Here is a 25245-nt window from a genome sequence, read left to right on the forward strand (position 1 = left end):
GCGAAAAAAACGGGACGCAACGTCCGGCACGCGACAAACAGGTCACGCCGCCGGGGCTCAGTCCGACAGACTCCTAGAACGGCCACCACCAATGGCCCGGATGCTCGAGTTCGGAGCGGCAACCCGCCAACTGGCGGCGGTAACGATGGGCCCGGCTCTGTACGCGCCCGGCGGTACGCATCAGCCACGGCTTGTGCCGATAGACGCCCCGACGATAACCGCCCGTGCCCACGTAATAAGCCAGGTACTGGCTGTAGGCATCGGATTTGGAGATGCCCAGAATCCGATGGCTCTGGTCGACGTACCAGCCGACAAAATCCGTGGCATCGCCGAAATCGTCGCGGTCGGCGAACGGATGCCCGGTTTGCGACTTATAGTGGTCCCAGGTGGAATCCAGTGCCTGGGTATAGCCGTACGCTGAACTGATGTGCGTCCACGGTATAATCCACAAAAGATGGTTGCGCGGCGGGCGAGCGTCCCCAACGTACCGGGATTCCTGGAAGATGATCGACATCTGTACCGGAATCGGTGCGCCCCAGCGTTTGTAGGCGTGGTCGGCGTCCTGGTACCAGCCGTGCTTTTCCTTGAAAACACTGCACAGATTGGACGGGTTGCTTGGCGGCGCCGTCACACAACCGGTGAGTACGAGGACGGGCAGGCACAACAATAGAAGCACTCGCATGGCGGGGAGCCTAGCAGAGCCGTTTGAGCCTGGGTATGACGCCCGGTGCCGACACCCCTGCTGTCGCGCCCCCGAACTGCACGAAATATATTTTTAAGTTATATAAAAATATAAAAACAAAGGTTTTAATTTTTAGGCGGTCGCGATAGCCTTTGCCTCCGCCTCCGGCTACGCGGTATTTGAAATGGCAATGAATGCAGTGACTATCGATGAACACAGCAGCCCGCTGAACGCCCAGCAGGCCGCCCAGCTGACGTCGCTCATCCAGAGCCTGAGCCCGGCGCAGGCGACCTGGATCAGCGGCTATCTGGCGGGGCTGAACGCGACGGCGACCGTCGGCGAGGTGGCGCAGCCCCAGCCGGGCGCGCCGGCCGCCGCGAGCGCCGAGCCGTTGACGGTGCTTTACGGCTCGCAGACGGGCAATGCCGAGGATATCGCCGAGCAGCTCGTTGCCCGTGCCGAAGCGGCCGGGCTCAGCGCGCAGGCCATCGACATGCTCGACTACAAGCCGCGTGACCTGAAAAAGGAGAAGAACCTCGTCATCTGTGTGTCCACGCACGGCGAGGGCGACCCGCCGGACAATGCCGAGGAATTGCATGAATTCGTTCATGGCAAGAAGGCGCCCAAGCTGGCGGGCGTGAATTTCTCCGTGCTGGCTTTCGGCGACTCGAGCTACGAGCATTTCTGCCAGACCGGCCGCGATTTCGACGTCCAGCTGGAAAAACTCGGTGCGACCCGTGTGGTCGATCGCATGGATCTGGATGTCGATTTCGACGAGGCCGCCGAAGCCTGGATCGGCGATGTGTTGGCCAGGTTCAAGGAAGAAATGGGCGGCGCCGAGGCGCCCGGCGGGCACACGAATGTCACGGTCATGCCGGGTGCGAGCGAGCAGCCGGCAGCGAGCCAGTGGAGCCGCAAGAATCCGTATTCGGCCGAGTTGCTCACCAATGTCGTGCTCAACGGCCGCGGCTCCGACAAGGAAGTACACCACATCGAACTGGATACCGAGGATTCCGGGCTGGTCTGGGAACCGGGCGACTCGCTCGGCGTGATCCCGTCCAACGGTCCGCAGGTGGTGGCCGAATTGATCGGGGCGCTCGGCGCGAACGCCGAGGATGAAGTGACCGGCCTGGACGGCGAGGTGACCCTCGAACATGCACTGACGCATCAGTACGAGATCACCACGCTGACCCGGCCGTTCATCGAAAAATACGCCGAGCGTGCGGCGAATGACGAGCTCAACGCCTTGCTCGCCGAGGAAGCCCGGGCACAGCTGGCCGAATACATGGACGGCCGTTTCATCATCGACCTGGTCGAGGACTACCCGGTGGCGGGCATGACCGGCGCCGACTTCGTGCGGCTGCTGCGCAAGCTCCCGCCGCGGCTGTACTCGATCGCCTCCAGCCATGCCGCCAACCCGGACGAGATCCATCTCACCGTGGCCGCGGTGCGCTATCGGGCCCACGGGCGCGAACGCCACGGCGTCGCCTCGGTTCATCTGGCCGATCGCAGCGAAGACGCCAGGTTGCCGATCTATATCGATCACAACAAGAACTTCAAGCTGCCGGCCGACGATGCGCCGATCATCATGATCGGCCCGGGCACCGGCATCGCGCCGTTCCGTGCCTTCATGGAAGAGCGCGAGGAGCGCGGCGCCACCGGCAAGAACTGGGTGTTCTTTGGCGCGCAGCACTTCCGCACCGACTTCTACTACCAGACCGACTGGCTGCGCTGGCGCGACGACGGTGTGCTGACCCGCATGGATGTTGCGTTCTCGCGCGACCAGGCGGAAAAGATCTATGTCCAGCACAAACTTCGCGCGGCCGGCGCGGAGGTGTTCGACTGGATCGAGTCCGGTGCGACGGTCTATGTTTGCGGTGATGCGAATGCGATGGCCGCGGATGTGCACGATGCGCTGATCGACATCATTGCCGAGAATGCCAATCTGGATGCCGAAGGCGCGGTCGGGTATCTCAAGACCCTGCAGAAGGAAAAGCGCTATCAGCGCGATGTCTACTGATCGGCCCGGCCCGCCGATATCCGAGCCCCAACGAGCGCCGATTTGCAATAGCGAGTGAACGCCATGAGCGACACCAAGAACCTGTCTCCCGTTGAACACATCAAGCTGGCCAGCAACTATCTGCGCGGCACCATTGCCGAGGGCCTGGCCGACGAGCTGACTGCCTCGATCGCCCAGGACGATACCCAGCTGACGAAGTTCTATGGCTTCTACCAGCAGGACGATCGCGACATCCGCGCCGAGCGCAAGGCCTCGAAACTGGAACCGCACTACCAGTTCATGTTGCGCCTGCGCCTGCCGGCCGGTGTCGTTACCGGCGAGCAGTATCTGGAAATCGACCGCCTGGCCCATGAATATGCCAACGGCACGCTGCGGCTGACCACACGCCAGACCTTTCAGTTCCACCATGTGGCCAAGAAGCATCTGCGACCGCTGCTGCAGGATGCCTACAAGATCGGCGTGGACGCCCGCGGCGCCTGTGGTGACGTCAATCGCAACGTGATGGCGTCGGCGTTTCCGGAGAAATCGGCGGTGCATGCGGCGATTCACGACTGGTCGAGCCGGCTGTCCGAGCATCTGGCCTGGAAATCACGGGCCTACGAAGAGATCTTTCTCGAGCAGCCGCCGTCCGGCGAGGCGGACCACGAGCCGATTTACGGCAAGTCCTACCTGCCGCGCAAGTTCAAGATCGCCATCGCCGTGCCCCCGGAGAACGACGTCGATGTGTTCGCCAACGACATCGGCCTGATCGCGATCATCGAGAACGGCGAGCTGATCGGCTTCAATGTCGCCATCGGCGGCGGGATGGGCACCACCCACGGCGAGCCGGCGACCTATCCGCGTCTGGGCACGGTGATCGGTTTCGCCGGCCTGGATCATGTGCTGAAGACGGTCGAAACGCTGGTCACGATCCAGCGCGACTACGGTGATCGCGAGAACCGCAAGCATGCGCGCTTCAAATACACGATCGACGATCATGGCCTCGATTTCATTCATGCGCAGCTGGCGGAGCGCGCCGGTATCGAGCTCGAGGATGCGCGCGATTATCATTTCGAGCGCAACGGCGATCCGCTCGGCTGGCAGCAGTCCGACGATGGCGCATGGCATTTGACGCTGTTCATCGAGAACGGCCGTATCGCCGATTTCGACGACAATGGCCGGGCCCATCACGGCCAGTATCGTGGCCGGCCCGGCTACAAACTGATGACCGCGCTGCGCGAGCTGGCCAGGATTCACAAGGGCACGATCCGGCTGACCGGCAACCACAATATCGTGTTCGCCGGCATCGACGAGGCCGACAAGCCGGCGATCGAGGCATTGGCCGCCCACTACGGGCTTGACGACGGACGCGAGCGCTCGCCGTTGCGCCATGCCTCGATGTCCTGCGTGGCGTTCCCGACCTGTGGCCTGGCCATGGCCGAGTCCGAGCGTTATCTGCCCGAACTGGTCGACAAGCTGCAGGGGGTGATGACGGACGCCGGCGTGGGCGAGGTGCCGATCGTCATCCGCATGACCGGTTGCCCGAACGGTTGCGCCCGTCCGTTTCTCGGCGAGATCGCATTCGTCGGCAAGGCGCCGGGCAAGTACAACCTGTATCTCGGCGCGGCCTTCGACGGTTCACGTCTGAATAAGCTTTATCGCGAGAATATCGGTGAGGACGAGATTCTCGCCGAGCTGACCCCGTTGATCGAGCGCTTTGCCGCCGAACGCGAGGACGGCGAGCATTTTGGTGATTTCGTGATCCGCCGCGGCATCATCGCCGCGACCACCGAGGGGCGCAACTTTCATGACAACGTGGGTCCTGCCCGGGCGGCCTGATCGCCGCAGGCGCTTGCAGCGGGCCGGCGCCATTGCGCTGGCCGCTATCATGGTGCCGGCAGCGGCTCACGCCGGTACGGGGTCGGATGTCTCGCCCCGCGTGGTTGCCGCAGGCTCGCCCCTGGCGCACGTTGCAGGCAGCGACGCGCGCGAGGAACAGCTGATTCGGACGCTGGTCGATCTCACCGATACGCCGGAAGTACAGGCGCTGTTCTCGCAGGAACTGGTCGATCGCGTGTCGCGTGCCATCGCCATGTTCGGGCCGACGCTCAACCCGCGGACGATGGGCGTGATCCAGCAGCAGACCCGGGCCGTGGTGTCCGAGCATATTCGGGACGGCGACGCGCTTTATTCCGTGCTGGCCCCGGTCTACGAAAAGCACTTCAATCTGATTGAACTCAGCCAGCTGGTGCGGTTCTATCGCTCGCCGCTGGGCCAGAAGCTGGTCGACACCTCGCCGGAGCTCATGGCGGAGACGCTGGATCTCGGTTCGCAATGGGGCTTGTCGCTGGTGCCGGAGATCCTGCAGCGCGTGCGCGCACAGCTTGACGATCCGGCTGCCCGGCCCCGCGGCGGCGACTAGGGCCTGTTGCCGTTTCGTGCGAGCGCCGCGTTGGAGTCCGCAAATCGTGTCCGGCAAGGCGCGAGTCGCCGGCTCTGGGCGTGCCACGACCCAGACTCGCAACGCCGCCGGGCGCTCCTAGTAAATTTTTATGGGCGGCCCAACCCTTCGGGACAAGCGCTGTTTTGCGGCAATCCAGCGTTGGTGCTCTCTCACGTAGAATAACTACGCCACATTCGCTACGCCTCGTCTTGCCGCCCCCAAGTAATTTTTCAGGAAGCGCTTGGGGCGGACTCGCACGAAACGGCAACAGGCCCTAGCTTTCGCGCGCGACCCGCGCCGTATCCGGCGTTGGCGTGCGATGCGTGCCCCGGCTGCTCCAGCGGCCCACGCCGAGAAAGATGAGGCGCAGCTGCTTTTCGGCCCGCAGCATGAGCGCGTCGTCGGCGGCAGCGTCCGGGGGAACATCCAGGATTCGCTCGGAGACCGCGATGATCGCGTTGACCACGAGTTCGGCAATCATGCGCAGATCGTCGATATCGATATGGTCGAATTCATCGAACTGCGCCAAATCATCGGCGAGTTCGTCGATCAGCGCGCTGATATGCCCGTGGATGGCGGCGCGCATTGCCGCGCTGCCCGCGTAACGCTCCTTGATCAGGAACTGAAACAGCAGCCGGTGATCGCGAACGTGTGACGCGAACAGCTGGACCGAATAACGCGTCAAGCCATCAATGGGCATCGACGGCAGATCGGCATCGCCGAGCATGCGTCGCAGTTCGGCGAAGGTATCCTCCACCAGCGCCATGCCGAGTGCGTCCATGTCCTGGAAATGTCGATAGAACGCCGTGGGCACGACGCCGGCCCGGCGTGCGATCCGGCGCAGGGACAGCGCCGAGAAGTTGCTTTCGCTGGCCACGAGTTCCAGTGCGGCCTCCATCAAGGCGGCACGCGCCTCGCCCCGGCGCGGCGGGGTGCGAACGGCGATGGTGGGAGGGTTGGAATCGTAGCGAGCCATTGACGTGTTTGTAACAGATTCGACAGCAAAACCCCATGTCGCGATGGGCCCGGACCGGACCCCGCGGCGCGACACGACCTTATTGTGCATTGCAGCAATCGGCACCCACAAGCCGGCGGGCGACGGCCGTGGCCGCGTCGACGGTCACGATACAAGCGGTCCGCTCGGCGATGACGGTGCGCCCGTATTCGGCCAGCATCCGTGTCCGCTTGTATCCCTTTAATTTTCGTATCGCTCGCGAGCGGGACAGGCCGTAGACTAGGTTACTTTGAATCGAACCGAGCGAGTCGATCGCGCTGTGTTGCATCGCCGTCATTTTCAGCATGGCCCCCGGGTGGGGGCCGTCATGTTGCTGTGCTGGGTCGTCCTGGTGTTCGGGCTGGCCGCGTCCACTGTGGCCATGGCGGCCACCGGCAGTGGCGACCAACCCAAGGATTACGCCAGCCAGATTCAGCATCTCAAGGCAGAGATCAAAACGGCGAAATCGCGCAAGGATCTGTCGGACGGTGTACGCGCCCACGCGGTGCAAACCTACCAGGACGCGATTTCGGCGCTGCAATCGGCCGAGGCGGATCGCAAGCAGGCAGCGAAACTGCGCGAGGACGCGGCGCAGGCACCGAAAAAGATCGAGCAGGCACACCAGGCCCTGGCCGATCTGCAGAAGCCGACGCCGCTGGATCAGCTCGACAATCTTTCGCTGGACGAACTGTCGTCGCGCGCCGACAAGCTGCGTACCGAGCTGTCGGATGCCCAGGCCGATCTGTCCGATCTGCGGGATAAATTGACGCGTGCCGCTCAGCGGCCGGAGTCGGCGCGCCAGTCGCTGGCCGAAGCGCGCAACAAGCTGCAGTCGCTGGCGAGCGCCAACGCCGGTGGCCCGAGTCCGGGCCCGAAGGCCAGTGTGCTCGCCCAGGCCCAGAGCGAGCTGAATGTGGCGCGTCGGGATGCGCTCAACGCCGAAATCGAGCGCCTGCATGAGGAACTGACCGGCCTCGACAACCATGAGCAGCTGCTCGAGGCACGCCGCTCATTGGCAGAAGCCAAGGTCGCCCATCTCAACGAGTCGCTGGCCCGGATCCAGACCGCGCTGAGCCGTCAGCAGAATGCCTCGGCGCAATCGCTGCAGAATGCCAGCGAGGATAAGCTGAGTGAACTGCGGAGTTCGCTGGCGCCGATCACCAAGGCGGCCCAGCGCAACGTCGAGCTGACTCACGAACTTTCCAAGATCACCCAGAAAACCCAGGCCCTCAGCCAGCGCCAGAGCAACCAGCGCGCCCGGGTGGAGAATCTGGAACGCCGTTTGAATCTCGTTCAGCGCCAGCTCGAGATCGGCGGCGGTTCGGTCGCGCTGGGCGATGTATTGCGCAATCAGCGGCGCCGTCTGGCGAATCCCGCGCTGCCGTTCCTGTCCGGCTCGGGGTCGTCGGATCAGCCGGATATCTCATCGGCCGAATTGAAGCGCTTCCAGCTGCAGCAGGACCGCGCGGAACTCGACAACCCCGATGCCATGGCCGATCGCATGGCGGACAAGGCGGGCGTCAAGCTCAGCGCCGGCCAGCGCGAGTCGCTGGTCAATCTGCTCAAGCAGCGGCGTTCGATTGTCGACATGCTCATCGATGCCCAGGGCCGGTTCGTGAATATCGGTCGCGATCTGAAGAGCCTGTCGCAGCAATATCAGAGCACGTTGTCCTCATTCAATCGCCTGCTCGACGAGCGTCTGTTCTGGCTGCCGTCGTTTCATGCCATCCGGCTCGACTGGCCGGCGCGGGTGGCGGCGGGCATGCCCTGGCTGATCGATCCGGGCAGTTGGAAGCAGACGGTATCGGCGCTTGCGGCCGGCGTAATCGCTCAGCCGATCTGGGCGGGTCTGGGTGCGCTGGTAATCGCGCTGTTGATTGCGATTCGCCGGCCGATGCGGCATCGGTTGCGGCGGCTCGGCGAGCCGGTCGGCAACGTCAGCCACGACACCATGTGGCTGACGTTGCGAGCGACCGTGATCACCGTGTTGTTGTCGCTGCCGAGCATACTGATCTTTTTCCTGGCCGCGTTTCTGTTGCGGCATGCCCCCGAGGCATCGAAGTTCAGCCAGGCGGTGGCCGCGGCGGTCTTCCAGCTCGGCTTCTTGCTCGTTTTCATTGAACCGTTCGCCAACGTCTGCCGGGAGAGCGGCCTGGCGGACCGCCACTTCCATTGGCCGGGCAGCGCCCGCCGCGGACTGTATCGCAATCTGCGCTGGGTGATGATTGCGCTGATCGCGCCGGTGGTCATCATCAGCATGACCGAGGCCTTCGACGACGATGCCAAGCGTGAGACGCTGGGCCGCGCGGCCTTCATGTTCGGTGAACTCTCGATCGCCGTCTTTGCGTGGCGCGTATTGCACCCGATGCGTGGTGCGTTGGCCGATGTAATGACCGCCGACGACGGCAGTGCCTGGCGGCTGGGTTATTTCTGGCTGCCGTTGGCGACCGGCGTGCCCCTGGCGCTGTGCGGCCTGGCCGGGCTGGGCTACTACTACACGGCGCTGCAGCTGCAGTCGCGGTTTTTCTATTCCATCGCCGTGCTGGGCGGCTCGGTGATCGTCTACAGCCTGATCGTGCGCTGGCTGACCGTAGTCGAGCGACGCCTGGCGCTGGCCCGGGCGCTACGCAAGCGCGAAGAGGCCCGCGAAGCGCGCGCGACGCGCGAGGCCGCGGCAGTTTCGGGTGAGGGCGCGCCGGAGACCCTCGATAGTCTCGAGATCGATCTGATCCAGATCAGCGAGCAGACCCGCGGCCTGATCAAGGTGGTGATTACGCTCATGATCGGCACCGGCCTGTGGCTGATCTGGTCCGACACCCTGCCTGCGCTGCAGCTGCTCGATAACATCAATCTCTGGCAGTATGCGACGCGTGTCGGCGGCCAGACCCAGATCACCAACGTGACCCTGGGCGCACTGCTGTTGGCGGTTGCGGTCGCGGTGGTCACGGCGCTGGCCGGGCGCAATTTGCCGGGCTTTCTGGAAATCACCGTCCTGCGCCGGTTATCGATGGATGCGGGCAGCCGCTACGCGATGGCCACGCTGTTCCAGTACGCCATCGTGATCTTTGGCGTACTGGTGGCGGTCAATCTCATCGGCCTGCACTGGTCCTCCATCCAGTGGCTGATCGCGGCCATCGGTGTCGGTCTTGGCTTCGGTCTGCAGGAAATCTTCGCCAATTTCGTCTCGGGTCTCGTGATTCTGTTCGAGCGCCCGGTCCGGGTCGGCGATACGGTGACCGTGGGTACGCTCACCGGCACCGTTTCGCGCATCCGTATCCGGGCCACCACGATCACCGATTGGGACAACAAGGAACTGGTGATCCCGAACAAGACCTTCATCACCGAGACCGTGATCAACTGGACGCTCACCGACGACATCACCCGCCTGATCATCAAGGTGGGCGTGTCCTACGATGCTGATGCCGATCTGGTCGAGAAGCTGATCTACGAGGCGATCCGGGCGGAGCCGGTGGCGCTGGAGACGCCGGCGCCCTCGGTGTTCATGGTCGGCTACGGCGATAGCGCCGTCCTGTTCGAGGCGCGCGTGTTCTATCACGATCTTTTCAATCTGCTGCCGCTACAGCACGCGCTGTATCGACGCATCCACGCGTTGTTCGATGCCAACGGCATCGAGATCGTGTTCCCGCAGCAGGATCTGCACATTCGCTCGATCGACGAAAGCGTCACACGTCAGTTCGCGGGCGTCCGGCGCCCGCGCAAGCGTCTTGCCCAGGCCGAGGCGCGCCCGCGGGATGCGGGGGAAGCGGATGCGGGTGATGCGCCGGACGGCGGCGTTCCGGAGGTCTAGCCGCAACCCCGCGTTGCAGCGCGCTCGCGTAGACGCGCTATTAACCCGGCACAAAAACAGATGATTTTTCGGGTTAATAACGCGCGTATGCGAGCGCATGCTCGCCGCGGCCATTGGCCGGGAAGCCTTTGAAAATAAAAGACGGATAGGCGCCGGCTTTTATTTTTGAAGGCGTTGAAAACAGCGGGTGAAGTCAGCTGTTTTGATGCCGGATTAATAAGCCGCACACGGGCTGTCTCGCCTTGCGGCAGAACAGCGCTTGGCGCGGACGCGGACGGAACGGCACCTAGCCCAGCAGGGGGCGCGGATAGTACGAGTACACCCAGGTCTCGGTCAGCGGCTTATCGCCCCGCATCAGGCGGCAGCGCAGGACCGCGGCCTCCGCCGGGCCGGGCGGCTTGTCGCCGAGCCAGTCGAGGAAAACGCGCCAGCCGGGCTCGTTCGCGCCGATGGCGACAACGTAGGGGTTGTCGATGCGGCCCCGGCTGGCCGAGGCATCGATGTGGACATCCTTGCCCGGCTTGCCGGCAATCGGGCCGCCGGTGAAATCGATCACGAACTTGCGATCGAGGGGGCTTCGGTCCCGGTACGTGCCGGGGCGGCCGGCACGGCCGGTACGCGTGGCACGGACACGCGCCAGGTCGCGCGGAAACGGTGCCTGGTCGGTCCATGACAGTGTGTAGTCGAACGCCCAGCGCGCATTGGCCGTGGCCGGTTTGTCCGGAACCCAGAATGCATTGATGTTGTCGTTGATCTCTTCGCGGGTCGGTAGTTCGAACAGGGCGACATGCCCCGCGCCCCAGTGGCCGGCCGGCTCGATCCAGGCGCTAGGTCGCCGCTCGAAGGCAACGCCCGAGTCCTGGTAATGATCGAAGTCCCGGTCGCGCTGAAGCAGGCCGAAGCCGCGCGGATTTTCATCGGCAAACAGCGAGATATCGGGACGCGGTGGGTTGTTCAGGGCACGCCAGATGCGTTCGCCCCGGCCGGTGGCGATCGCCAGTCCGTCGCTGTCGTGCACCTCGGGCCGCCAATCGGCGCCGCGACGGGCATTGGTTTCGGAGAACCAGAACATGCTGGTCAACGGCGCAATGCCGAGCCGGTCGATAGCCTTGCGCTGGAACAGCCGGCTACGGATATCCATGATCACGTCGCCCGGCCGCCGGCAGCGCATCTCATAGGCGCCGGTGAGGTGTTCGCCTTCCAGCAGTGCCCAGATCGTGATCTCGTCGTCACTCGGCGCGGGGCGTTGGAGCCAGAAGCGGGTAAAATCCGGAAAGGATTCGGGCCCGGGCTCGGCGCTGTTGACCGCTACGCCACGCGCCGACAGGCCGTACTGGTTCTCGGTCCCGGGGCTGCGGAAATAGCTTGCCCCCTTGAACGCCAGCCATTCGCGATGGTCGGTGCGGGCGTCATGCAGGCGGAATCCCGCGTAGCCGAGGTCGTCGGGCATGCGCCGCGCCATGGCGGGGTCGGGATAGACGAACATGCGGGGATCGTAGTCGAGGTGGTGGGCGCGACCGTCGCTGACGATATTGATGTCGACCGGCACGCGCGTGCCGTTGTCGAGATGGAAGAATTCGACCGCGAACGGCAGATCGGTGTCTGCCCACAACTCGTGACCTTTGCGGGTCTCGATGCCCATGAAGGTCTGGTAGCCGATTTCGGACAGCAGCTTGCCGTAGCGCGGCTGCGGCGGCACATAGGGCAGGGTGGCCAGATGGCCGGCATGGTCGATCAACCGGTGGAAGGAGAAAGGCGCGCCACCGGACAGCGGCGCCCCCGAGGCGGCGGCCCACGCCACCGGCAGGCGCCCGATCGATCCGGCGCCCACCCAGGCCGCAGTGGCCTGCAGCAGGCGCCGTCGACACCGGTCCATGCGAAAGGGATAAGCGTGGCCGCGGAAAACCGGCCGTTACGCCTCGGCCATGGCGTTGCGCAGCTTCTTGATTGCCGCGACCTCGAGCTGACGAATGCGTTCGGCGGACACCCGGTACTTGTCGCCGAGCTCCTGCAGCCCGATCTTGCCGTCCTCGCGCAGCCAGCGGGACTCAAGAATATCGCGGCTGCGTTCATCCAGCTCGGTCATCGCCCGTTCGAGGTTGGCATGCTGATAGGTCTGCCAGTTGTCGTTCTCGATATCGGAAGCCGGATCGTCGCCGTCGTCGGAGGACAGATAGTCTTCCGGCGCATAGGCTGTTTCCTCGCCCGCGGACGGCAGGGCATTGAACGACTGGTCGCCGCCGGACAGCCGGCGCTCCATTTGCAGCACCGTCTCCGGCTTGACGCCGAGATCGCCGGCCACGGCCTCGACTTCGGCATTATTCATCCAGCCGAGCCGCTTCTTCGAGCTGCGCAGGTTGAAGAACAACTTGCGCTGTGCCTTGGTCGTCGCCACCTTCACGATGCGCCAGTTGCGCAGGATGTATTCGTGGATCTCGGCACGGATCCAGTGCACGGCAAACGAAATCAGGCGGACGCCGACATCGGGGTCGAAGCGTTTGACCGCCTTCATCAGACCGATGTTGCCTTCCTGGACCAGATCGGCCAGCGGCAGGCCATAGCCGGAATAACCACGGGCGACATGGACCACGAAGCGCAGGTTGGACAGAATCAGCTTCTGGGCCGCCTGGATATCGCCGTCGTCGCGCAGACGCCGTGCCAGTTTCTGCTCATCCTCCTGATCGAGAACGGGAATACTGGAGACCGCCTGAAGATAGGCTTCGATACTGGCCGACGACAGCGTCGGCAGGTTCATCTTCGCGGGAGACAGGGAAATATCGTTGGCCATGAATGTAGCCTCCTTGGGCTAATGGCATATAGCCCCTATTTTAGCAAATTCGGGGGCGCTGAGTGCACAATATTGAACTATGCGGTAAGACCCTGATCCGGCTTCGGGGTTCCCCGGATCCGGGGCAATCCGATGCGTTATTTCGGCTTGATCGCGGCCAGTTGCCGGTTGACGGTGATCGCGCAGCCCAGCCAGCCCAGGGCGATGCCGAGCACCAGCAGTGACAGGCTTTCACGCAGGCTCAGCCCCTTCAGGTCGAGGCTGCCCTGGTAGGACGCGGTTAGCGTGGACAATGGCCCGCCCAGGGCCAGATAACAGGCGGCGAGCACCACGAGTGCGACGAGTGCACCGAGCAGGCCATACCACACGCCGCTGTAGAGAAACGGCCGCCGGATGAAGGCATTGCTCGCGCCCAGAAGTTTCATCACCTCGATTTCCTGGCGCCGGTTTTCGATATCCAGGCGAATGGTATTGCCGACGATGAACAGCACGGCCGCCGACAACAGGGCGCCGATCACCCAGGAAGCGCGTGAGATCAGCGCGAGAATGGCGGTCAGACGCCGCAGCCAGGCCTGATCGAGCGCCGCATGATCGACTGCCTTGCGCTGCGACAGTTGCGCCACCAACTGGCTGACCGCGGCCGGTGGCAGGCTGGCCTTCGGCGTGACCTCGATCACGCCGGGCAGGGGGTTGGAGCCCAGGGCATCGAGCGCGGCGCCGAAACCGCTGGTGCGCTTGAACTGGCGCAGCCCCTGGTTGGCGGAAATGAATCGGGTCGCGGTTATGCCGGCTTCGCCGACCAGGTCGTCGGCCAGGTGCTGGCCGGCGTCGACGGAGACATCCTGCTTCAGATACAGGGAGATGCGCACCGATTGATGCCAGTTCGAGGCCAGTGTGTCGAGATTCTTGACCAGTACGTACAAGCCGGCCGGCAGGGCCAGCGCGATGCCGATCACCAGCACGGTGAGCAGACTGGCGACCCAGCGCCGGTGCAGCCGGCCGAGACTCTCCAGCAGGCAACGGGCATGCGAGGCGGCCCAGCTGGCGAGCCGGCCGCGTCGGCGGCCGCGCGCAGCCGGGCCGCTGCTGCGCGAACTGCTCCCGGGCTGTGACTCGGGCATGCTCAGCCGGCCTCCAGATGGCCGTGTTCGAGGGCGATCCGCCGATAACCCATATCTTCGACCAGGTCGATGGCGTGGGTGGCGATCATGATGCTGGTGCCGGTCTCGTTGAGCCGCGTGAACAGCCGCATGATGTCGGCCGACAGCTCCGGGTCGAGATTGCCGGTCGGCTCATCGGCCAGCAGCAGATGCGGCCGGTTGACCACGGCGCGGGCGATGCCGACGCGCTGTTGCTCGCCGCCGGACAGCGTGATCGGGAATTTTTTCTCGTGTGAGAGCAGGCCGACCGTGTCCAGCGCCGCCCGCACGCGCCGTGCGATCTCGCCATGCCCCACGCCGCGGATGACCAGCGGCAGGGCGACGTTATCGAACACCGTACGATCGTGCAGCAGGTTGTAGTTCTGGAAGATCAGCCCGACGCGCTGGCGATAACGCGGGATATGCACGCGCCGCACCCGGGCCAGATCCGTGCCGTTGATCACCACGCGCCCGCGCGTCGGGCGCTCGATCAGCCCGATCAGTTTCATCAGCGTGGACTTGCCGGCACCGGAGTGGCCGGTCAGGAACGCCATTTCGCCGCGCGCCAGGCGCAGTGAAACGCGATCCAGCGCGAGCTTGCCGCCGGGGTAGCGCTTGACCACGTTGTCGAAGGCCACGATATCGGTCATCGGAGAGGGTCCGTTGGACGTGCCGCAATCCTCGGCCAGGCCCGTCTCTTTGGCAAGGCCGCGGGCGCGGCTACGCTTGCCGATCGAACAGTGCGTCCATGAAATGCTCGGCCTCGAATACGCCCAGATCGGCGACCGTTTCGCCCACGCCGATAAAGCGCAGCGGCAGCCCCAGTTTCTGGCAGATGGCGAACACCACGCCGCCGGAAGCCGAGCCGTCGAGCTTGGTCACCGTGATGCCGGTCAGCCCGACCGCGTCGTTGAAGGCCACGGCCTGCTGCAGTGCGTTGCCGCCGGTGGTGGCGTCGACCACCAGCATGATCTCGTGCGGCGCATCGGTGTTCTGCTTGGCCAGCACGCGCTTGATCTTCTTGAGCTCTTCCATCAGGTGGCCCTGGGTATGCAGCCGCCCGGCCGTGTCCGCGATCAGCACGTCGACGCCGCGCGCGGTGGCGCGCGAATAGGCGTCGAAGACCACCGAGGCCGAATCGGCGCCGCTGCCCTGGGAGACCACCGGTACGTTGTTGCGCTCGCCCCACTCGGTGAGCTGTTCGACGGCGGCTGCGCGAAAGGTATCGCCGGCGGCGAGCATCACCGACTTGCCGGCATCCTGCAGTTTCTTCGACAGCTTGCCGATGGTCGTGGTCTTGCCGACGCCGTTCACGCCGACCATGAGGATTACATAGGGCTTGACGTCGTCCGGGATCGCCAACGGCGCCTCGCAGGGCGCCAGGATATTGCCCAGATGTTCGCGCAGCGACTTGCCTAGATCCTTGGATGTGCGCAGTTGGCCGCCGTCGTAGAGCGTCTGCAGCCGATGCATGACCTGGCCGGTGGCGTCCACGCCGACGTCGGCCAGCAGCAGCTGGGTCTCCAGTTCGTCGAGCGCGTCCTGGTCCACGGTCTCGCCGGGCAACAGGTTGCGCAGATCGTAGGTGAGCCACGAATTGCCCTTGTTCAGGCTGGCGCGCATCCGGGTCAAAAAACCCGGCTGCTTGAGCTTCGTGGTCTTCGGGGCGTCGGGCTTGGCCATGATCGTCGCTATCTCGACTGCAATCGGTGGAACGTGGATACGGCGGGCGTGGCGTGCCACGGCAACCGCCCCAGGGCCTGTTGCCGTTTCACGCGGCACCGCGCCGGCGGCCATTTTTGCGCAAGACAAGGCGCAACGAGCGTAGTGTAGCCTCGCTACATGAGCGAGTTGCAACGCCGGATTGCGCAAAAATGGCCGCCGGCCCTTCGGGTTGTGGCCCCAAATCGCGCCATCCGGCGTTGCAGGGCTTGACCGCAGAATGACTGCGGCCGGCGCCCTGCGCCTTGGCTGACACGATTTGGAGCCGCAACGCGGCGTCGCGTGAAACGGCAACAGGCCCTAACGCGGCGCTACTGTAGCATCGCCCCCGGGTGCTGCGGCCCACATCAGGACCAGCGGATCGTGGGCATGGGTCACCTGTCGGTAGCCGACTCCGTGTGCGGCGAGATTGGCGCTCATGAACGCGGCCGCCGCGGCGTAATCGGTTTCATCAAGGGCCGTGGTCAGCATCTGCAGTTCGTGGCCGACGCGCTGGCCATCGATCATGCCGACCCAGATCGGTGCGCCGTCGACGGCGGTGACGCGTGTGGTCGACCAGAGCCGCAGAACCCAGCGCCGGCGGGGGTGGCCCGCCACGGGATGGGTCACTACCAGCATCGGCCGGCGGCCGTCGTGAACCCGCGGCAGTACCGGCAGCGTATCGATCGGCGTGTCCGGGGCCAGGCTGCGGAGCGCGGTGCCGGCGCCGATTCGGGCCGACGGGCGCCAGCCGGCATGCGCCAGCGCGTCGCGCAACGCGCCGATATCGCCGGCGGCCTGGAGATTCAACGGCGCGCCGCCCCGCCCGCGGAGGGTCTGGATATGGGCGGGCAGGCAGCGATAGCCGCCCTCGGCCCAGTTGTCGACGTGCCGGGCCGGGCCGCTCAACGGCGGGCCGACACGGCCGGGCAGGTCGTGCAGGGCGCCACCGGGCAGCAGTACCAGCAGCCCGGCGAACACGACACAGCTGACCAGTGCCATGAGTACCGGCCGCCCGCGGACCGGGCGCGGCCGCTGGCGCCGGAAGCCGATCATCAGCAGATTGAGCCACACGAACGCCACGCCCAGCCCGATCAGGCTGTCGCTGGCCCAGTCCAGGCCCAGATACAGCCGGGCCAGCGCGATCAGCACGATGCCGGCGACCGTGGCCGAGTCGTAATACGGCCGCAGTTCGATCGGCTGGCGCGTGCGCACGATCATGCCGGCCAGCCCGTAGACGGTGGCACAGAGCACCAGATCCTGGCCGCCGCCGGCGAGGTACAGCGGGTCCCCCGCGGCCCGCTGGAAGAATACGGCGGGCGGCGGAATCGCGAGTAGCCAGCGCAGCAACAGCGTGGCGGTCGCGGAAAATGCGATCGCCACGATCCAGTGGGCCGCGGCCCGCCAGTTGCCCATCACCGACAGCGTGATCGCGATCAGGGTCGCGAACGGCAGATAGATCAGCGGTGAGCCCAACTCGGCGACCCAACGCGCGAACGCATCGGTCGGTGTGTTGTGCAGGCTGCCGATCAGATAGAACGCCAGCGCATCGAACGTCGTCGGATAGCGCGGACCCGCCCAGCCCCAGAGCGCCAGGTAGACCACGGCGATCGCGCCCATCAGCAGGGCCGCCGCCACGGCCAGTGCGGGGATTTCGGGCTGGCGCGGATCGGCCAGCGCGGGGCCGAGCAGGCCCAGTCGGCGATGCCGGCGGCTCCAGTTCATCAAGCGCTCGGCATAACGCCGGCCGGCGCTGCGCCCGGCCACCACCGCGAGGCGCGCCAGGCTGGTCGCCACCCAAACGATTGCCGAGGCGCCGAGCAGCAGAATCGCCAGCCGGGTCGCGACCTGGGCGGCCAGGTCGAGCGAAGCGCCGAACACCACGCCCGGGCCGATATAGATCGGCGCCCAAAGCGCGGTAGCGATCACTTCCATGATCGCGAATCGGGTCACCGACAGGCCCGCCGCGCCCGCCACCGTCGGCATGACCGGGCGCAGGGCGCCGATGAGCCGGCCGAGCACGATGCCCTTGCCGCCGTGCCGGGCGAAGAATGCCTCGCCGCGGGCGACGCCGCCGGGGATGCGCGCCAGGCCGGGCAGGTCGTGCAGCCGGCCGCGATAACGCCGGCCCAGCGCATAGCTCGCACTGTCGCCGGCCAGTGTGCCGGCGATGGCGGCGGCGAAGGTGGCCGTGGCCGACAGGGCCTGACTGCCGATCAGTGCCCCGAAGGCGAACATGAAGATGGCGCCGGGGATCAGGAGACCGAACAGGAACAGCGACTCGGCGACGGCCACGGCGAATACCACCGCGACAGCCAGCGTCGGATGGGCCGAGACCCAGGCCAGGATCGCGGTGATGAGGGCATGGGCCACGCGGGCGGGACCGCGGGCCTAGCCGGCGGCCGCGGCGGCGAACGCCTTGTCCGCGGCGGCCAGTGTCGACGCGAGCGCCTCGTCATCATGGGCGCGCGAGACAAACGCGGCTTCGAAGGCCGCCGGTGCCAGATAGACGCCGTTATCGAGCATGCCGTGGAAGAAACGCGTGAAAGCGTCGAGATCACAGGCGGCGACTTCGTCGAAACGCGTGACCCGTTCGGCCGCGGTGAAGAACATGCCGAACATGGCGCCCGCGGCCTGGGTCATGAACGGCACGCCGTGCTGTTTCGCGCGTGCTTCCAGGCCCGCACGCAGCGCCGCCACCCTGGGCTCGATGGCGGCATGCACCGAACCGTCGCGAATCTGCGAGAGCGTGGCGATACCGGCGGCCATGCCCAGTGGATGGCCGCTCAATGTGCCGGCCTGGTATACCGGGCCGCTCGGCGCCAGCGTTTCCATCACCGCGGCCGGCCCGCCGACCGCGCCCACCGGCATGCCGCCGCCCACGATCTTGCCGAGCGCGGTGACGTCCGGGGTGACGCCGTAATACGCCTGCGCACAGCCCGGATGAACACGAAAACCGGTCATCACTTCGTCGAAGATCAGCAGTGCGCCGTGCGCATCGCAGAGATGGCGCAGGCCTGCCAGAAACCCGTCGACCGGCGGCACGCAGTTCATGTTGCCGGCCACGGGTTCGACCATGATCGCGGCGATCTCGCTGCCGTGTTCGGCGAACGCCGTCTGGACCGATGCCAGGTCGTTGTAGGTGGCCACGAGCGTGTCCTCGACCACCGAGGCCGGCACCCCCGGCGAGCCCGGGATGCCCAGCGTCAGCGGCCCGGAGCCGGCGTTGACCAGCAGGGCATCGACATGGCCATGATAGTTGCCGGCGAACTTGAGGATCTTGTTGCGTCCGGTATACCCGCGGGCCAGGCGGATGGCGGTCATCGCCGCCTCGGTGCCCGAATTGACCATGCGCACCGACTCGATCGAGGCCACCATCTCGCTGATCAGCTCGGCCAGTTCGACCTCGAGCCCGGTCGGCGCGCCGAAGGACAGGCCCTTCGCGGCCTGCTTCTGCACGGCCTCGACCACGGCCGGGTCGGCGTGGCCGAGAATCATCGGACCGAACGAGCCGACGTAGTCGACATAATCGTTGCCGTCGACATCGGTGATCCAGGCGCCCTTCGCGCGATCGATGAACACCGGCGCGCCGCCGCCAACGCCGTTGAAGGCGCGGGCCGGCGAATTGACACCGCCGGGCGTGACACGTCGGGCGCGATCGAACAGTTCGACCGAACGGGGGCCGGGGCGGGCGTGCTGAGAGCTCATCGAATACTCCAAATAACGGAACCTGCGAACATTCTAGAACCTGTTGCGGTTTGCGCCGAGACCGGGGCGCCAGGACCGCGCGGCGCGGGCGGGCAATGCACGCCCGGGGTCAGCGATCGGGCGGCTGCGGCGCGAACAGATGCGCCAGTTCGGCGGCCGCGGCGCCCGGATCGGCGGCCGCGAACAGGCCGGCGGACACGGCGATCAGGTCGGCGCCGGCCGCGATCAGGGCGGGCGCATTGCCGGCGTGAATCCCGCCGATGGCGACCACCGGCACGCCAAGTTCGCGGGCAGCGGTCAGCACGCGCGTTTCGGCCGGTGGCGCATCCGGTTTGGTGGTGGAGGCAAAAAAACGGCCGAAGCTGACATAGCTGGCGCCGGCGGCAATGCCCGCCCGGGCCCGCGCGATTCGATCCTGGCAGCTGATGCCGACGATCGCCCGTGGGCCGAGCGCGGCCCGTGCCTGACTGACGCTGCCGTCGGCCTGGCCCAGGTGGACACCGTCCGCGCCGGTCTCCACGGCCAGCCGCCAGTCGTCGTTGATGATCAGTTTCGCCCCGTGGGCACGGGTCAGAGCGGCCAGTTCGGCCATCAGCCCACGATCCGGCGCCTCCGGGCGCTTGTCACGATACTGCAGCCAGATCGCGCCCGCCGCGAGTACCGCATCCACGGCCGCGAGCCGATCGCCGTCGAGCCCGGCACGATTGTAAATGGCATACAGGCCGCGGGTGGCGCTCATCGGTCGCCTCCCGGCCAGCGCCCCGGAATCGACTGGCCGGAGCCGGCGCTGAAGCTGCGCGCCAGGGCGCGCCCGGTGTAGGCCTGGGCATTGGCCACGGCGTCGCCGAGCGATTCTCCCAGCGCCAGCCGCGCCGCCAGGCTGGCCGCGAGCGTACAGCCGGAGCCATGGAAGCGGCCGGCCAGGCGCGGCCAGGTATAGCGCTCGATCTCCCCGTCGGGCGTGTACAGGCGGTTGACGACTTCGGCCTCGTCGCCGTCATCGCCGCCGGTGATCAGCGCATGACAGCCGGCCGCCACCAGCATCGCGCCGCAGCGGTCGATATCGGTTTCGCCCGCGCACAGGCGGCGTGCCTCATCGGTGTTCGGCGTGATGACGGTCGCCTGAGCAAACAACGCATCGCGCATGGCCCGACCCACCGGGTCACCGGCGAGTTCGCCGCCGCCGGCCGCGACCAGCACCGGGTCGACCACCAGCGGCACGCCAGGCAGGCGGGCTGCCAGCTCGGCGACGATCCGAACCTGGCCGGCCGTGACCAGCACGCCGGTCTTGATTGCGGCGAACGGCATGTCGTCCAGCAGCGTATCGATACAGGCGGCGAAGAAATCCTCGGCCACCGGCGCGACGCCGTAGACATTGCGCGTGTCCTGGCGGGTGAGCGCCGTGATCACGGCGGCGCCGTGCGCGCCCTGCGCGGCCACCGCTTCGATGTCGGCGTGCAGGCCGGCGCCGCCGCTCGGGTCATGGCCGGAGAGAATGAGAACGTTGGGACGAGTCATGGGCGCAGTGTAGAGCCTTGCGTTGGGTCGCCGGTATTCTGCCGGATGTCGGAACGCCTGTGCGCGCCCGCTGCGGCGGGCGCGGGGGCACGCCCGAAGAACGGCCGGTAACGGCCGAGCGCGGTCGCGCTGAATGCAACGAAAAAACCGCGCTAAGGCCGGATGTCTGCGCGGAATTCCGGCGCTAAACGGCGTGGGCGCCGCGTCGCGCTGCTGGACGGCGCGACGGGTCGTTTGTTATGCACAATCCTCGAGCGCCTATTCGACGTCGGTCGTATATTTTTTTCGGCCGGTCCGCCAGACGGCCCGATCCCCGTAAGCCACTGTTTTGCCATGCGTGTGTCGCACTGGTTACAAAATCGCCGCTTTGTCTGATTCACCGCATTGACGCCCTCGCAGCCGGTGACGCCCGGGTATTTCCACAGAGTTATCCACAGGTTTTGTGAATGCATACGCTTTCGCGTTCCGACTCAAGCGTTTAGCCCGTCAACGGGAGACTCGGCCAGGCATGGATCGCCATTCGGAGTCGCTGTCAAGCCGTTGTTCATCGTCCAAAGGTCTGATAGTGCAGCCGAATCCGCGGCGAGGCGCGGCAAGTCGTTACCGCGCATCGGTTTTGTGCCGGTGCCACTTTGGGGTTAGGTGCGAGTGGCAGGCACGCGGTGCACCGTGGTGGTGATTTCGCCGTCCGCGCCGAGCCGCAGGCAGCGATAGCCCGGGGGGCGCGCGCTGTCTTCGGCGAAGGTGGGGCTGCCGGGACGGAACTGGCGCATGGTCGAGGGCGTGGTCCAGACCGGATAGCCGTCGAGCCGGTATTCGCCGGCTTGATGGACATGACCGCAAACAACGCCGCGCACCCGGGGATGCCGGGCCAGGGTGGCACGCAAGGCATCGCGGTCGACCAGCCCGATGGCGTCGATCCAGGCACTGCCGACATCAAGCGGCGGGTGATGGACACAGATCAGCGCGGGTGCCGGGTCCGCCTGGAGCGTGCGATCCAGGCCCGCCAGGGCCCGTGGGCCGATCCGGCCGGCGTCGCTGCCCGGTACGTGGCTGTCGAGGCCGATCAGGCGCCAGCCGCCGACCCCGATCACGTCATGCACCGCGGCGCAGGTCAGCTGCTCGGCCATGGCTGCCGGATCGTCATGATTGCCGGCCACGGCCAACACCGGCCGGGCAAGCGTGTGCAGCCGTCTGTCCAGCCAGCGATAGCCCGTCGTGCTTTCGTCGTCGACCAGGTCGCCACCCAACACCACCGCGTCGGCCTCGGGATGGGTGGCGAGCGCCTCGGCCAGCACGCGATCGAAGGTCGCCGATACATCCCAGCCGTGCAATCGCGAACCCGGTTCGGCCAGGAGATGCAAATCGGTGATGTGAAGCAAGCAGGTCGCGCTAGCCATGACGGTTCTCCGGCAATCGGGCTTTGCCGTATCCTGACAGCATGAACCACGAAGCAGAACCGGCGGCGGTGGATGCGCACCTGCTCGCCTATGTCGAGGATATCGGCGCACGCGAACCGGCGCATCTGGCGGCCAATCGCCGTGTGACCGAGGCCGCGGGCGCGGCACAACTGCAGGTCAGCCCGCGCCAGGGCCAGCTCATGGCGCTGCTGGTGGCGCTGGCCGAGGCCCGGCGCGGCATCGAACTCGGCGTCTATGCCGGTTATTCGACACTGTGGCTGGCCGAGGCGATCGGCCCGGGCGGGCGCATCCTCGCCTGCGACCACGATACCGACATCACCGCGCGGGCGCGCGCCGACTGGGCGGCGGCCGGCGTGGCCGAACGCATTGAGCTGCGTATCGGCGATGCCCTGGCGACGCTCGACGCCGAGGTCGCGGCCGGTATGCTCGGAGCCTACGACTTCGCCTTCATCGATGCCGACAAATCGCGCTACATCGACTACTACGAGCGCTGTCTGGCGCTGTTGCGCCCGGGCGGCCTGATCATGGCCGACAATACGCTGTGGTACACGCGCGTAGCCGATCCGGGCTGCGACGACCGCGAAACCGAAGCGATCCGCGCGTTCAACCGGCATCTGGCGGATGACGAGCGCATCGACCTGTCCGTGCTCGTGCTGGGCGATGGCCTGACGCTGGCGCGCAAGCGATGAGCGGCATTGGCGACCTGTCGGCGGCCGAGCGCAACAAGCGGCCGATCTTCGACGCGCTGGCCGAATGGCTGGCCGGCGCCCGGACCGTGCTGGAAATCGGAGGCGGCGACGGCACGCACGCGCGTTATGCGCGCCAGCGTCTGCCGCATATCCGGTGGCAGACCAGCGAAGCGCCGGCGCATCTGCGGCGTCTGACCGCGGCGCTGGTGGATGCGCATGACGACGAGCGGCTGCCGCCGCCGCTGGCGCTGGATGTGCGCGCGGCCTGGCCCTCGGCGCAATACGACGCAATCTACGCGGCGAACGTTGCCCACATCATGAGCGAGGAGGCCGTGGCGGCCCTGTTCGCCGGGGCGGCCCGTCGACTCATGGCCGGCGGCCTGTTGTGTCTGTACGGGCCGTTCTTCGATGCCGAGGAGGCTCCCGGCGAAGGCAATCTGGCCTTTGACCGGGCGCTGCGCGCTCGCGATGCCAGCATGGGGATTCGGCGCCGCGAAGCCCTGGATGCCCTGGCCGCAGATCACGGGCTGCGCCGGATCGCCCGATTGAAAATGCCCAGCGACAATCGCCTGTTGATCTGGCGCAAAGACGGCGCCAACGCCGGTTGAGCGGCGTTCCCGGCGCGGCGCGCGGGTACAACTGAACCGCCGCGTGCCGGGCCTGCTGACCGGGCTAATTCACCCGCCCGGAATCGTCACCGGCACGAAACGCCGTGATGTTGGCGGCCACGCCGTCGATCGCGCGCTGGCGCGCCGCGCGGCTGGCCCAGGCCGTATGCGGGGTGATGATCAGATTCGCGGGCTTGTGCTCGAGCAGCGGGTGGCCGTCGCGCGGCGGCTCGTTGTCCAGCACGTCGACCGCCGCACCGGCGATCACGCCGTTGTCGAGGGCATCGATCAGGGCGCGCGAATCGATCACGCCGCCGCGGGCCGTGTTGATGACCACGGCGGTGGGCTTCATCCGGGCCAGGGCGGCGGCATCGATCAGGCCCCGGGTACGCTCGGTCAGTGGGCAGTGCAGGGTGAGGTAGTCGCTGGCAGCCAGCACATCCTCGAACGCCAGCCGATGCGCGCGCACCCGAGCCGCGCCCGGACGTTCCGCGATCAGCACCCGCATGCCGAACGCCTCGGCCAGCCGCGCCACTGCGGCGCCGAGTTCGCCGTGGCCGACGACGCCGAGCGTCGCGCCGGCCAGTTCTTCGATCGGGTAATCGTGCATGGCGAAGAACTCGGCGCGCTGCCAGGCGCCGCGAGCCACGGCGGCGTCGTAGTCGTGCCAGTGGGTCGCGAACGCGAGCATCAGGGCCAGCACGTGCTGCGACACGGCGGCGGTGGCATAGCCGGTGACGTTGATCACCGGAATGCCGCGCTCGGCCGCGGCCGCCACGTCGATATTGTTGGTGCCGGTGGCGGTCAGGCAGATCAGCTTGAGCGCGGGCGCCGCCTCGATCGCCCGGCGGTCGATCACGACCTTGTTGGTGACGATCACATCGACATCGCGGATGCGCTCGTCGACCTGTTCTGCCGTGGTAGCGTGGTGCCAGCGCCACGTATCGGCGGCACCTTCGAGTCGGGACCAGTCCAGGCGGGTACCGACAGAGCCGGCGTCGAGAAAACAGGCGCGCATCTACATCTCCCTGGCTGTGCCGCTGTCGGGGCAGCGGTACGAGATTGGAAAAAATCTCACGATAATCTACGACTATAGTTTTTCAATACAGTCGGTCACGTTAAGCTAAGCTCAACGCTCGCATTCCTATAGTATTCATTCCGAGGGACAGGGACCATCAGTCGATGAAACGTCGATCCGAACAGAAAGACCCTTCGTTGGGCAATCATCTGCCGGCTACATGCCCGTCGGCTGAAGCGCTCGAATATGAACTGGCCTTTCTCGTGCGCCGGATGGAGGCACTGCGGCGGCGGTTCCACTACGGCCTGGAACGGGCGCACTACCTCCTGCTGATCCTGCTCGAGCGCAACGACCGCCAGTCGGTGGGGGCTCTGGCGGATCAGGTGAATCTCGACGCCTCGACGGTGACGCGTCAGGTTGCAGCGATGAAAAACGCGGGATTGGTGGAAAAGCACGACAATCCCGACGATCGCCGGGGTGGCTTCGTCACGATTACCGAAGCCGGCCGGGATGCCGCGGCCGAGGTGCGCGGACGGCGCCTGGAACGGGTGGAGGAGGGCTTCAAGAACTGGTCCGAGGAGGACCGGCGGGAGTTCGCGCGCTTGACTGCGCGTTACAACGACCAGCTGCGCGACATGCTCAACGCGGAAGACTAGGGCGCTGCTGAAATAGAAGCCAAATGATGTCCCGAGAGTCGTCTGCCGTAGGTTCGGATTCGGGCCTTGGTCA

21 protein-coding genes are annotated in these 25245 nt (G+C 66.1%); 7 read left to right on the forward strand and 14 right to left on the reverse strand.

The features are described from left to right. Window positions 1-73 precede the first annotated feature (73 nt). On the reverse strand, window positions 74-682 hold the full coding sequence (locus tag ACS8YF_RS17255; protein ID WP_440851379.1) for a transglycosylase SLT domain-containing protein: 609 nt from the start codon (window positions 680-682) through the stop codon (window positions 74-76). Window positions 683-872: 190 nt separating this feature from the next. Here ACS8YF_RS17255 and ACS8YF_RS17260 point away from each other — a divergent pair, with 190 nt between their 5' ends. The 3 genes from ACS8YF_RS17260 (at window position 873) to ACS8YF_RS17270 (ending at window position 5103) form a co-directional block, all read left to right on the forward strand. Further along, window positions 873-2702, forward strand: a complete 1830-nt coding sequence (locus ACS8YF_RS17260; RefSeq protein WP_440851380.1) for an assimilatory sulfite reductase (NADPH) flavoprotein subunit — start codon at window positions 873-875, stop codon at window positions 2700-2702. Between the two features lie 63 nt (window positions 2703-2765). Further along, entirely contained in the window at window positions 2766-4520 is a 1755-nt protein-coding gene (locus ACS8YF_RS17265) for an NADPH-dependent assimilatory sulfite reductase hemoprotein subunit (protein WP_440851381.1), read from the forward strand. Then, entirely contained in the window at window positions 4489-5103 is a 615-nt protein-coding gene (locus tag ACS8YF_RS17270; protein WP_440851382.1) for a DUF2059 domain-containing protein, read from the forward strand. Before ACS8YF_RS17265 ends, ACS8YF_RS17270 begins: the two co-directional genes overlap by 32 nt. A gap of 295 nt (window positions 5104-5398) precedes the next feature. On the opposite strand, the gene ACS8YF_RS17275 is transcribed toward ACS8YF_RS17270, so the two are convergent. Then, a complete protein-coding gene (locus tag ACS8YF_RS17275) occupies window positions 5399-6100 on the reverse strand; it encodes a TetR family transcriptional regulator (RefSeq protein ID WP_440851383.1) in 702 nt (233 codons plus the stop codon). Window positions 6101-6179: 79 nt separating this feature from the next. Next, window positions 6180-6425, reverse strand: coding sequence for a hypothetical protein (locus ACS8YF_RS17280; RefSeq protein ID WP_440851384.1), 246 nt, complete (start codon window positions 6423-6425; stop codon window positions 6180-6182). A 21-nt stretch (window positions 6426-6446) separates the two neighbouring features. On the opposite strand from ACS8YF_RS17280, the gene ACS8YF_RS17285 reads away from it, so the two are divergent. Beyond that, window positions 6447-9926, forward strand: coding sequence for a mechanosensitive ion channel domain-containing protein (locus ACS8YF_RS17285; protein WP_440851385.1), 3480 nt, complete (start codon window positions 6447-6449; stop codon window positions 9924-9926). A 286-nt stretch (window positions 9927-10212) separates the two neighbouring features. On the opposite strand, the gene ACS8YF_RS17290 is transcribed toward ACS8YF_RS17285, so the two are convergent. From ACS8YF_RS17290 to ACS8YF_RS17335, 10 genes are all read right to left on the reverse strand, one after another. Beyond that, on the reverse strand, window positions 10213-11802 hold the full coding sequence (locus ACS8YF_RS17290; protein ID WP_440851386.1) for a glucan biosynthesis protein: 1590 nt from the start codon (window positions 11800-11802) through the stop codon (window positions 10213-10215). Window positions 11803-11838: 36 nt separating this feature from the next. Then, the gene (rpoH, locus tag ACS8YF_RS17295; protein WP_440851387.1) at window positions 11839-12714 is read right to left on the reverse strand and encodes an RNA polymerase sigma factor RpoH; all 876 of its coding nucleotides are present in this window, start codon (window positions 12712-12714) and stop codon (window positions 11839-11841) included. Window positions 12715-12851: 137 nt separating this feature from the next. Continuing rightward, window positions 12852-13835 carry a permease-like cell division protein FtsX gene (gene ftsX / locus ACS8YF_RS17300; protein ID WP_440851388.1) on the reverse strand — a complete coding sequence of 328 codons (984 nt, stop codon included), beginning with the start codon at window positions 13833-13835 and terminating at the stop codon, window positions 12852-12854. Between the two features lie 2 nt (window positions 13836-13837). Continuing rightward, the gene (gene ftsE / locus ACS8YF_RS17305) at window positions 13838-14503 is read right to left on the reverse strand and encodes a cell division ATP-binding protein FtsE (protein WP_440851389.1); all 666 of its coding nucleotides are present in this window, start codon (window positions 14501-14503) and stop codon (window positions 13838-13840) included. Window positions 14504-14573: 70 nt separating this feature from the next. Beyond that, window positions 14574-15536, reverse strand: a complete 963-nt coding sequence (gene ftsY, locus ACS8YF_RS17310; RefSeq protein WP_440851390.1) for a signal recognition particle-docking protein FtsY — start codon at window positions 15534-15536, stop codon at window positions 14574-14576. A 339-nt stretch (window positions 15537-15875) separates the two neighbouring features. Beyond that, a complete protein-coding gene (locus tag ACS8YF_RS17315) occupies window positions 15876-17927 on the reverse strand; it encodes an LssY C-terminal domain-containing protein (protein ID WP_440851391.1) in 2052 nt (683 codons plus the stop codon). An 18-nt stretch (window positions 17928-17945) separates the two neighbouring features. Next, window positions 17946-19262, reverse strand: coding sequence for a glutamate-1-semialdehyde 2,1-aminomutase (gene hemL / locus ACS8YF_RS17320; protein WP_440851392.1), 1317 nt, complete (start codon window positions 19260-19262; stop codon window positions 17946-17948). A 109-nt stretch (window positions 19263-19371) separates the two neighbouring features. After that, entirely contained in the window at window positions 19372-20001 is a 630-nt protein-coding gene (gene thiE / locus ACS8YF_RS17325) for a thiamine phosphate synthase (protein ID WP_440851393.1), read from the reverse strand. After that, window positions 19998-20780, reverse strand: coding sequence for a bifunctional hydroxymethylpyrimidine kinase/phosphomethylpyrimidine kinase (gene thiD, locus ACS8YF_RS17330; RefSeq protein WP_440851394.1), 783 nt, complete (start codon window positions 20778-20780; stop codon window positions 19998-20000). Before thiD ends, thiE begins: the two co-directional genes overlap by 4 nt. Window positions 20781-21418: 638 nt before the next feature. Continuing rightward, window positions 21419-22180, reverse strand: coding sequence for a metallophosphoesterase (locus ACS8YF_RS17335; protein WP_440851395.1), 762 nt, complete (start codon window positions 22178-22180; stop codon window positions 21419-21421). Between the two features lie 41 nt (window positions 22181-22221). On the opposite strand from ACS8YF_RS17335, the gene ACS8YF_RS17340 reads away from it, so the two are divergent. Beyond that, complete coding sequence (locus ACS8YF_RS17340) at window positions 22222-22890, forward strand: O-methyltransferase (protein ID WP_440851396.1); 669 nt, start codon at window positions 22222-22224, stop codon at window positions 22888-22890. Further along, window positions 22887-23498 carry a DUF938 domain-containing protein gene (locus ACS8YF_RS17345; RefSeq protein WP_440851397.1) on the forward strand — a complete coding sequence of 204 codons (612 nt, stop codon included), beginning with the start codon at window positions 22887-22889 and terminating at the stop codon, window positions 23496-23498. The genes ACS8YF_RS17340 and ACS8YF_RS17345 overlap by 4 nt, the downstream gene beginning before the upstream one ends. A gap of 64 nt (window positions 23499-23562) precedes the next feature. Here ACS8YF_RS17345 and ACS8YF_RS17350 read toward each other — a convergent pair whose 3' ends face one another. Beyond that, entirely contained in the window at window positions 23563-24516 is a 954-nt protein-coding gene (locus ACS8YF_RS17350; protein ID WP_440851398.1) for a D-2-hydroxyacid dehydrogenase, read from the reverse strand. Between the two features lie 164 nt (window positions 24517-24680). Here ACS8YF_RS17350 and ACS8YF_RS17355 point away from each other — a divergent pair, with 164 nt between their 5' ends. Further along, window positions 24681-25172 carry a MarR family winged helix-turn-helix transcriptional regulator gene (locus ACS8YF_RS17355; RefSeq protein WP_109992310.1) on the forward strand — a complete coding sequence of 164 codons (492 nt, stop codon included), beginning with the start codon at window positions 24681-24683 and terminating at the stop codon, window positions 25170-25172. Window positions 25173-25245 lie beyond the last annotated feature (73 nt).

Origin of the sequence: Salinisphaera sp. SWV1, assembly GCF_052044155.1 — a bacterium.
Classification (GTDB): domain Bacteria; phylum Pseudomonadota; class Gammaproteobacteria; order Nevskiales; family Salinisphaeraceae; genus Salinisphaera.